General features: G+C 65.1%; 11 protein-coding genes and 1 pseudogene. 4 read left to right on the top strand and 8 right to left on the bottom strand.

The window, feature by feature from the left end:
• The 5 genes and pseudogenes from JHD07_RS13190 to JHD07_RS13210 all read right to left on the bottom strand — a co-directional run.
• A pseudogene (locus JHD07_RS13190) lies at nt 1-199 on the bottom strand (efflux RND transporter permease subunit); the annotation flags it as partial.
• 4 nt (nt 200-203) lie between these two features.
• On the bottom strand, nt 204-1,289 hold the full coding sequence (locus JHD07_RS13195) for an efflux RND transporter periplasmic adaptor subunit (RefSeq protein WP_291622727.1): 1,086 nt from the start codon (nt 1,287-1,289) through the stop codon (nt 204-206).
• Between the two features lie 419 nt (nt 1,290-1,708).
• The gene (locus tag JHD07_RS13200) at nt 1,709-1,972 is read right to left on the bottom strand and encodes a hypothetical protein (RefSeq protein WP_291622728.1); all 264 of its coding nucleotides are present in this window, start codon (nt 1,970-1,972) and stop codon (nt 1,709-1,711) included.
• Between the two features lie 124 nt (nt 1,973-2,096).
• Nucleotides 2,097-2,414 carry an ATPase inhibitor subunit zeta gene (locus tag JHD07_RS13205; RefSeq protein WP_291622730.1) on the bottom strand — a complete coding sequence of 106 codons (318 nt, stop codon included), beginning with the start codon at nt 2,412-2,414 and terminating at the stop codon, nt 2,097-2,099.
• Nucleotides 2,415-2,625: 211 nt separating this feature from the next.
• A complete protein-coding gene (locus JHD07_RS13210) occupies nt 2,626-3,507 on the bottom strand; it encodes a LysR substrate-binding domain-containing protein (protein ID WP_291622732.1) in 882 nt (293 codons plus the stop codon).
• Between the two features lie 433 nt (nt 3,508-3,940).
• Here JHD07_RS13210 and JHD07_RS13215 point away from each other — a divergent pair, with 433 nt between their 5' ends.
• Both JHD07_RS13215 and JHD07_RS13220 read left to right on the top strand, forming a co-directional pair.
• Nucleotides 3,941-4,624, top strand: coding sequence for a response regulator transcription factor (locus JHD07_RS13215; RefSeq protein WP_291622734.1), 684 nt, complete (start codon nt 3,941-3,943; stop codon nt 4,622-4,624).
• Nucleotides 4,621-6,558 (top strand): ATP-binding protein, encoded by a 1,938-nt coding sequence (locus JHD07_RS13220; protein WP_291622736.1) that lies wholly within the window; start codon nt 4,621-4,623, stop codon nt 6,556-6,558. Before JHD07_RS13215 ends, JHD07_RS13220 begins: the two co-directional genes overlap by 4 nt.
• Nucleotides 6,559-6,695: 137 nt before the next feature.
• On the opposite strand, the gene JHD07_RS13225 is transcribed toward JHD07_RS13220, so the two are convergent.
• Complete coding sequence (locus tag JHD07_RS13225; RefSeq protein ID WP_291622738.1) at nt 6,696-6,983, bottom strand: hypothetical protein; 288 nt, start codon at nt 6,981-6,983, stop codon at nt 6,696-6,698.
• Nucleotides 6,984-7,219: 236 nt separating this feature from the next.
• Between JHD07_RS13225 and JHD07_RS13230 the strand changes: the two genes are divergently transcribed.
• Complete coding sequence (locus JHD07_RS13230) at nt 7,220-7,444, top strand: hypothetical protein (protein ID WP_036020653.1); 225 nt, start codon at nt 7,220-7,222, stop codon at nt 7,442-7,444.
• An 80-nt stretch (nt 7,445-7,524) separates the two neighbouring features.
• Here JHD07_RS13230 and JHD07_RS13235 read toward each other — a convergent pair whose 3' ends face one another.
• Nucleotides 7,525-7,947, bottom strand: coding sequence for a GFA family protein (locus JHD07_RS13235; protein ID WP_291622748.1), 423 nt, complete (start codon nt 7,945-7,947; stop codon nt 7,525-7,527).
• A gap of 85 nt (nt 7,948-8,032) precedes the next feature.
• Entirely contained in the window at nt 8,033-8,821 is a 789-nt protein-coding gene (gene mddA, locus JHD07_RS13240) for a methanethiol S-methyltransferase (protein ID WP_291622750.1), read from the bottom strand.
• Nucleotides 8,822-8,954: 133 nt separating this feature from the next.
• Between mddA and JHD07_RS13245 the strand changes: the two genes are divergently transcribed.
• Nucleotides 8,955-9,533, top strand: a 579-nt coding sequence (locus JHD07_RS13245; protein WP_291622752.1) for a winged helix-turn-helix domain-containing protein, incomplete at its 3' end; no start/stop codon positions are given.

Genomic DNA, 9,533 nt, shown 5'->3' on the forward strand with positions numbered 1-9,533 from the left:
GCGTGATCCGGCTCTCGAGCTCCTCGGGCGTCAGGCCCGGAGCTCTCATGGAGACCAGGACCTGGGTCGGCGCTACATCCGGGAAGGCGTCGATGGAAAGCTGGCGGTAAGCATTGGCGCCCCAGACCGCCAGCGCCAGCGCTCCCAGCACGACCAGGATGCGCTGCGTCAGCGCGCCGTTGATCAGCCCTGCCAGCATCGGGTCAGCCCTTGTCCGCCGCAGCGAGTTCGGACAACAGCGCGATCAGTCCACGGTCCGCGACCATGTCGTCCGCGCTCAGATCGGCCCGGATCGACGTGCGCGCCGGCGACTCCGCGAGAACCTGAACCGGCCGGGCGGCGAAGCCGTCCTTGGTGCGGACGAAGACCCAGCTACGATCGCGATGCCGGATGAGGGCTGCAGCCGGGACCGACCATTGTGCACCCGGACCTTGATCCAGACGGATCGTGGCAGTGGTCGCCAGGCCGGGACGCACCGTTCCTCCGTTGGTGTCGATCTCCGCCACGGCGGTCGCCGATTGCGTCTGCGCATCGACGGAGCGCCCGAGCCGGATGAGGCGACCGCGCGCTCCATAGGCCGGAAGCACCACGGAAGCGCCCGTCTTGAGCGCCGACAGGCGCGAGGCCGGCACCTGGATATTGATCCACAACGGATTGAGGTTGGCGATGGTGTAGAGCGGGGCGGCCGCATCGACGCGCTCGCCCGGCGAAACGTGCCGCTTCACGATGATTCCGCTCACCGCCGCGTGAACCGTGATCGCCGGGAATATCTTCCTCGTGCTTTGCAGAGCCCCGATATCGGCCTCCGAGAGCTCCATCAGCGCCAGGATCTGTCGGCGCTCGTCGAGATGTGCCTTGGCGTTGATCGCCGAGGTCTCCGCGGTCCGCAATTCGCGTTCGGGAGCGGCGCGTCCCTCGAACAGCTGCTGCATGCGCCGCAGCCGGTCGGCAGCCAGAGCTTCGTCGGCCAGCGCGGCCAGGAATTGCCGCTGAGCCTCGACGATTTCCATCGAGCGTAGCTGCGCGACCGGCTCGCCGGCATTGATGGGCTCGTCCGCGGCCGCGAGCATGGATTCGACCAGGCCGTTCGCCGGCGCAGCGACGATCCGCATCTGTTGTGGCGGAATGACGACGGTGCCCGGAAAGGACAGCTCGATCTCCGGCTGCTCTTTGTCAGGACGAACCGTGGTGATGCCGGCGAACCTGATCTCCCGTTCGTCCATCGTGATCGCGATGTCACCCTCCGCCGCCATCGACGTCGCAGCGGCGAACACGTTGAGCGCGAGCACCAGGCCCGCGAGCGCGGAGTGTCGGAAAGAATGCCGCCTTCTGGACATCACCATAAGGACCTTCTGATCGATTGCCCCCGCTGTTTCGGGCGGCCGCGCCGGCGGATCCGGGACAAGCGTGGTGCGCGTGTGCAATCGTTCGACGAGCGGATGCATGGTTTCCCTGAGAGCTGAATGAAGGCGTGATGTGGGATGAGGACGTCCTGCGAGTACGCCGCTGAGATGGGAGCTCTTCATTCAATTCGACAAGAGCGAAATGCGCTCATCGGGATTTCAAATGAGATGCATTGAAGCTGCCTATGACGGGCGTGGCGGGCGGTCCGCCGGGCATGGCGTCGACGGATCATGCCGTCGCCCGACGGCGATCATTCCGGGCCGCCGCTCTCGCAATCGACGGCAATCGGGAATTCGGTTCGCATTCAATCGCCGGATTCTTCCTTCGGACACGCACGGATATTGGAACGAGCGAGCTTGGCATCGTCGAGCGATTTGTAAGGGCCGGCGCCGAACCAGATCACGGCTCGATCGATGATCGGGTTGACGGTCACGATCTCGCATGTCTTGGTCGCATGATTGCCCACGACCCAGAACCCGGGATAGTCGGGCCAGCGCGCAAAGGACGCCGTGATGTTGGCGCAGGTCGCTGCAGCCAACGCCAGAGATACGACAACCAGCGACTTCATGGTGCTTCTCCTTCCGGACAAGTCCGAGGTCGAACGATCGGAAACGGCTGCAGCCGATGTCTAAAGGGCCGTAGCAGCAGGCCGCTCGCAGGCCGAAGTCGTCGGGCATCGGCTCGCAAGGCAGCTAAAGACTGGCCCGCAGCGCCATCTCTCGCAGACGGTTGCGCAATTGCCGTTCGCTCATCGGCTTCCCGCAGGAAACGAGGTCGGCAGCAACTTTCGCAACCACGTCGTCATGGCCGGGGCTATGGTGGTCGGCCAGATGAACCGCGAGAGCGTAAGCCTCGAGCGCCTCATCTTTCAGTCCGGCATGCCTCCCGGCCCATAAGCCGAACAGGACGTTTCTGCGCGCGATTTCGCCGTCTCGCGTGTCGTCGTCGATCCGTTCCAAGCCGTTGTACACGTCCAAATCCAGTTTCGTGAGAGCCGGATCCTTGGCCACCGTCTTAGCTCCAGTTGATCTCCACCCTGGATATGGGCGCGGCCGGTCGAACGCCAATTGGAATGCTCAATGCATTCGATTGGAGGGCTTGATGGGTGGAGGCGTCGGCGCGGGGATCGAGCCGCCCGATTTCGCAAGGCCTGCCGGACTTCGAATGGCTGCCACAGAAGGCGACCGCAGCGCCGCTCCTCCGTCACATAACCTTAGGAGGTCACTCCGGCGATTGCGGGCGCCGATATTCAAGCGAGTGCGTGATATGCTCGGCGAGCATTTCGGCCGCACGCGACAATTTGCCCGGCGAGCGGTAAAGGGCGATCTCGGAATCCGGAAGCTGCGGAAGCTGCTGCTCCACGCCGACAATCTTCAGGCCTGGCGGCACCATGTCCTTGGACAGTATGGTGATACCCAAGCCGGCACGAACGGCGGCTTGCAAGCCCTCGCTGCTGACACTGGTGTAGACGATGCGCCACTCGCGGCCTTGCGCCTGCAGGCTCGCCAACGCCCGCTTGCGGTAGACATCCGGTGCAGGAGCCAACGCCAACGGAATCGGACTTCCGCTTTCGAAGACGAACTGGGGCGAGCAAACCCAGACGAGGACATCCCGCCAGACCGGAACTCCGCCCAAAGGGGCCTGCGGCTCGCGCTTGATCAGCACGAGGTCGTACTCACCTCGCGAGAAGCCCTCAAGAAGACTGAAGCTGAAGTTGCAATTGACGTCGAGCGTGACGCCACGATGGGCTCGGGCAAAGCGCGCCAGAATGTCCGGCAGGTAGACAGTCGCGAAATCCTCCGTGGTGCCGAGACGGACGGTGCCTTCGATATCGGGCTCCAGGAAACGGGCGCGGGCTTCGTCGGCGATATGCAGGAGTTGCCGGGCATAGGCCAACAGGACCTCGCCGTCGGCGGTCAGCAGAACCTCGCGGCCGCTACGCTCAAACAGCGGCTTCTTAAGATTGTCCTCAAGCTTCTTGATTTGAAGGCTAACCGTCGACTGCGTCCGGCCAATGCGCTCGCCGGCTCGCGTGAAGCCGTTGTTGTCGACCACCGCCACGAAGGTGCGCAACAAATCGAAATCAAAGGGCGGCGTGCTCACGATGACCGTTCCCGTCAACCAGCCTTCCCAGGCAATATCAGTGAATCAAGGCGGACCCTCACCACGCGCGCTCCTTTGGATCGCCGGCCAAAAGCACCTTGATTTTGCACTCCCCACGGGTGATCCGCCAGGCCGTGGCTCATTGACATCGCCTCCTTCATATCGGGTTGTTGCCGCATTGGGTATAGCAACCCGTTCATCGCCATGGGCATTGTCGTTGGGTGGCTTGCTCGACCTCGCCCATGTTGTTGCCTCCGCCGAGCGCAGCCCGATCATGAAAGTCATCAAGCCGAGACCAGCATCCGGCACCGTGCATCCGCGCCGAGGCCAAGTTGTCGCCGCCCGCCCCCATGATTATGGGTGTCGCGGCTTCCGCGCGGCGGCTAAACTTGCCTCGCGCCGCGGGGGACACGCGGGTCGCGGGACCATGAAGATGAGCGAACAGGGCGAGACGGGTGACCCCATCACCATCCTCCTCGTCGAGGACGATGCGCCGACCTGCTGGCGGCTCCAGGATGCGCTGGTCAAAGCCGGCTACGAGGTGCGCAGCGCCGGGACGCTCGGCGAAGCCCGCTCCGCCCTCGCGAGCGGCGCGCCGCGCGTGCTGCTGACCGACCTGCGGCTGCCCGACGGCCACGGCGTCGAGCTGATCCGCGAGATGAGGCAGCGCTTTCCGGACACCGAGATCATGGTGATCTCCGCACTCGGCGACGAGGAGAGCGTGATTTCCGCAATCACGGTCGGCGCTACCGGCTATCTGCTCAAGGACGCCTTCCCTACCGACATCGCCACCACCGTTCGCGACCTGGTCGCGGGGCATTCGCCGATCTCGGCCTCGATCGCCCGTTTCATCGTCCGCAGAACGCAAGGCGTCGCACAGAATTCGGCGGAACCGCCGCGGGGGCCAGCGCTCAACACGGCGAGGCTCACCCCACGCGAGATCGACATCCTCTGGGGCATCGCGAAGGGCTTCAGCTATGCCGAGATCGCGAGCCATCTCGGCCTGTCCAGGCAGACCGTGCCGGGCCACATCAAGAACATCTACCGCAAGCTCGAAGTGCACACACGGAGCGAAGCGGTGTTCGAGGCCGTGCAGCAGGGCCTGATCAAGCTGTGAGCGAGATCGCGGCCAAAGCACCTGCGAAGGCCCCCGCCGGACCCGCGCGGCGCCGGCTGCTGGCCGCGCGCCTCGTTCCCTACCTGCTGCTCCAGGCCCTGATCGTGATCGTCACCCTCCTCGGGCTTCGGCTGCTGCAACCGAACGATCCGGAAGATTTCGCCCTGAGCGATTTTTCGGTACGCGAGAACGGCCTGACCCGCCCAGTGGCGCTGCCGCATTTCACCACGTCGCGCGACTCGCTGGCCGACCCGCCGCTGTACACCGGCGCCTTCACGTTCCGGCGTGAGGATGCGACGGCAGGCTGGTCGGTGTTCCTGCCGCGCTTCAGCAACGCGGTGGAGGTCGCCGTCAACGGCGTCGTCGTGCTCGATTCCCGGCGCGATGCCAACGCCAACCGGCCCGACCGCAACACGCCGCAGATCGCGTCCATTCCCGCTTCGCTGCTGCGCGAGGGCGGCAACGAGATCACGGTGCGGCTGTTCGTGTGGGGACCGCTGAAGGGCTTTCTGGACACCGTCTATGTCGGACCGGATGCCGCCTTGCGCCCAGCCTACGAGACACGCACGCTGCTGTTCGTCACGCTGCCGGTGGTGTTCTCCGCCTGGCAGGCGATCCTGGCCGTCATCCTCGCGATCATGTGGCTGATGCGGCGCCGTGAGCCGGTCTATGGCGTGCTCGCCGTGGCGATGGTGCTCGGCGTGGTGCAGGCGTTCGCGCAAGCGCCGGTGCCGCCGGCCAACGCGTCCCGGCTCTCCGCGGTGCTGTTGGCGTCCGCCCCGATCGAGAGCGCGCTGGTCGTCGTGTTCGGCGTGCTGTTCTTCGGCTGGCGCTGGCCGCGCTACGGCACGCTGCTGTTCATGCCCGGAATCCTGGTGTTCGTGGTCGGGCTGATCGGGGGCCCGCCGCTGCCGCGCATCCTGTTCCTGGTGCTCGGCATTCCCACCGTCGGGCTGTGCCTGTTCCTGATGGCCTGCGTCACGGCTGCCGCGGTGGTACGGCGGCAGGACGCGGCGAGCTTCACGATCGGCTGCGCGGTGACCATCGTGCTGGTCTGCTGGATCCAGGACATGCTCACGGTGCTCGAGATCACGAGCAACGATCGCATCTTCGTCTCGCGGCTGTCCTATTCGGCAATGCTGGTCGCGATCGGCGCCGGGCTGACCTGGCGCTTTGCCCGAGCATTGAACCAGGTCGACAGCTTTGCCGGGCAGCTCGTGACGCGCGTGCGTGAAGCCGAGGAACGGCTGAAGGCGAGCTTCGCCCGCGAGGAGGAGCGCGCCCGCGCCGCCGCGCTCGCCAATGAGCGCACGCGCCTGATGCGGGACCTGCATGACGGTCTCGGCGGGCAGCTCGTGAGCATCGTCGCATTGTCCGAGCGCGGCCATGAGGGCGCGACCATCACGGACGCTGCCCGTGCGGCCCTGAAGGATCTGCGCCTCGTCATCGACTCCATGGACGACATCGGCGGCGACCTGATGCTCGCGCTCGGCTCCTGGCGCGAGCGCGCAACGGCGCAATTGCGGCCGCACGACATCGCGCTCGACTGGCGCGTGGCGACGCCGCAGGGCCTGCCGCTGCATTCCGAACTCAGGCCATGGCACGTCATCCAGATCGTGCGCATCCTCGACGAGGCCGTCACCAACGCGGTCAAGCACGCCCAGGCCCGCCACGTCGCTGTCACCATCGAGACACGTGACGGCAGCGACGGACCTTATGGCATGATCAGCGTGGCGGACGACGGCCGCGGCTTCGCGTCGGCCGGCAATAGCACGGCCGCGGGCGCCGGCCAGACCGCGCGCGGCCTGCGCAACATGAGAAGCCGCGCGACGCGCTGCGGCGCAGCGCTCGATCTGAGCTCGGATGCCTCAGGCACCCGCGTGCAACTGCAATTGCCGCAGCGCTTTCCCGACAGCGACATGGCAGCGGGCTAAAAAAGCCCCCTCTCCGAACGTATGGGGCGCACGGAGAGAGGGAACGGGCCGGGTGATTGCCTGCGGAGGACGGGGGGTGTTCGGCCGCAGGCCCCGTTGGCCCGAAGCAATGCAATCAAATCGATCGAATGAACATATCAGCGCCGGCCGACGCGATTGACCGGGCCGCCGCGGTTCATCGGCGTACCCGCGCGCACGCCGACACCGGGCGCACCGACACCGGGCGTCGCGACCGCAGCTCGCGCAACCGGGGCTCCCGGCGCGACCACCACCGCCGCGGTCGGCCGCACCACGCAGCCCTTGGGCACCCCCACGGTCTTGCAATAGACCACCGCCTGCGCCGGGCTCGTGCCCAGCGACAGCATCGCCGCGCCGGCCAAGGCCATGATCGTCAGCCTGGCGCTCAGCGCTCCAGCTCTCTTCATTCTGCTCTCCTGCTTCCCGTTCGGCGTTCCGATGCGATCACCGGATCTCGCAGCCGAGGTGCAGCCTGAATGGCAAAAATCGGCGCGCGGAAACATGCCATGAAGATGGGGGTCCCGCCGCCGAGAAGAACTGGCCGGTGCCATGAACATGGCATGGACCCGGGACTGAGCTTCGCGGGATGGTCCGGCGCGATTGATCCCGGTCGGGACCAACGAGGATTCCAAAGAGGTGCTTCATGAAGATTTCGGTTCTTGCCGCGCTGCTGCTCGCTGCTGCCGCGCTGCCCGCTGCTGCACAATCCGGCCCATCGGTCCAGGAGCAGATGGCCTGCCGCGGCGACGCCAGCAAATTCTGCGCCGAACATATCGGCAAGCCGCCGCAGATGAACGCCTGCCTGCGCGAGAACAAGTCGAAGCTCTCGGATTCCTGCCGCAAGGTGGTTGAATCGCGCGGAGGCTAGCCGTTCATCCTTCTCTCTTGGAAGAAGACCGAGAGGGCGGCGCTCTGCCGCCCTCTCGAACAAATGCTAAACGCGCACCGCTATTCCTGCATCATCTCGCCGCTGCCGCCGAACTCGGCGGGAAAATCCTTCAGCTTGGGCAGGCCGTCGCGCATCGGCAGCACGGTCTCGGCGTAATTGACGTGGACGCCGGGTGTGAAGGCGAGCGTCGGGATGGTGGCGGCGAAGACGTCGACCAGACCGAGCGGCGGATGGCTGGCCATGAGATGGCCGCCGCACGTCCTGCAAAATTTGCGCTGGCTGAGCGGCGTCTTGGCGAAGGTCTCGACGTTCTGAGCGCCTTCGGTGATGCGCACGGCTTCCGGCTTCCACAGGCTGAAGGCGTTGACCGGGCCGCCCGACCAGGAGCGGCAGGAGCGGCAATGGCAATAGCCCATCGCCTCAGGTGCACCCGTGACCTCGACCGTGACCGCGCCACAGAAGCAGTTTCCGACATGTTTCATTTGGGCGTCTCCGTTTTTTGGGATCTTGTTTGCGCGTCGGCGTCCCGTGCATCCTCCATTCGAAGGCGCACGGGACGAGGCTAGACTATACCGACCGGCGCCAGGGAATAAGCATGGAAACGCGTTGCTTGTATTGCCGGTACTCGTCGCCGAAGAGACCAACGAGGTCGCGCTCCTCCAGCGCAATTCCGACGAAGATGTAAAGCGTGGTCACGGCGGCGAACAGCAGATGGCCCGCCGTCATGGTCGGCGCCGCCCAGAACGCGACGATGAAGCCGAGATAGATCGGGTGGCGGACGAACTTGTAGAGCAGCGGCGTCTTGAAGCGCGGCGGTGTCGCTTCCTTGCCGACGAGATGGTCGGTGACCTGATGCAATCCGAACAGCTCAAAATGGTTGATCATGAAGGTCGAGGTGAACACCAGCACCCATCCGGCGAAGGACAGCGTGACCAGTGTCACGGCGAGATCCGGATTCTCGACGTTCCATACCACCGCCGGCAGCGGACGCCACTGCCAGAACAGGAGGAGCAGTGACAGGCTCGCAAGCAGCACATACGTGCTTCGCTCGACCGGCTTGGGGACGAACTGCGTCCACCAGGCCTTGAACTGATGGCGCGCCATCACGCTGTGTTGAACCGCGAACAGCGACATCAGCAGCAGGTTGATGATGACCGCGCGAACGACCGGCGCTTCGGCGCCGGTGTCGATGGTCTTGGGCACCATCACCCCCATGACGAAGCCGATGGCGTAGAGAATGGTGACGAAAAACACGAGATATGCCGCAATTCCGTACAGAAAGGCGATGAACCTGAAAACGCGGGAGCCCGCAACCTCCGGGCCGGTGGAATGAATTTGGTGATCAATCTGGGTCATGAAACGCTCCGTTGTGCCGAGGCATCGACACGGTTTGGTCTTCGCACCATGCCGGATCGGACGTCCCGCGGCTTTCGCGGACGGTTGATTTTCGCCTGAGACGACTTTGATTTTTGCTTGAGACGACCGAAACGTGCGATTCCGCTTTGAAAACAACGTTCTTGACGGGGATCTGCGGGAGCTCACCTGCGGCGGGGAAGCCGTGCCGCTGCAGCCGCAGGTGTTCGATCTGTTGCTCTACCTCGTCACGGAGCGGGACCGGGTGGTCAGCAAGGATGACCTGATCAGCCGGATCTGGAGCGACCGCAGCATTTCGGATTCCGCCCTCAACAGCCGGATCAACGCTGCCCGCAAGGCGCTCGGCGACGACGGCGCGACCCAGCGGCTGATCAAGACCATTCCGCGCAAGGGCTTTCGTTTCGTCGGCGAGGTCCGGGAAGAAGCGGCACCGTCCCCGGTGCTTGCGGAAGCCAGGCCCGCTGCCCCGCGCGTGGCGGAGCGCCCGGGAATCGCGGTGCTCGCCTTCGAGAACATGAGCGGCGATCCCGCGCAGGACTATTTCGGCGACGGGATCAGCGAAGACATCCTCACCGCGCTGTCGAAGCAGCGCTGGTTCATGGTGATCGCCCGCAACTCGTCCTTCACCTACAAGGGGCGCGCGATCGACATCAGGCAGATCGCCGAGGAACTCGGCGATCTGCCTGATGTCGAT

Origin of the sequence: Bradyrhizobium sp. (genome assembly GCF_016462955.1) — a bacterium.
Taxonomy (GTDB): domain Bacteria; phylum Pseudomonadota; class Alphaproteobacteria; order Rhizobiales; family Xanthobacteraceae; genus Bradyrhizobium.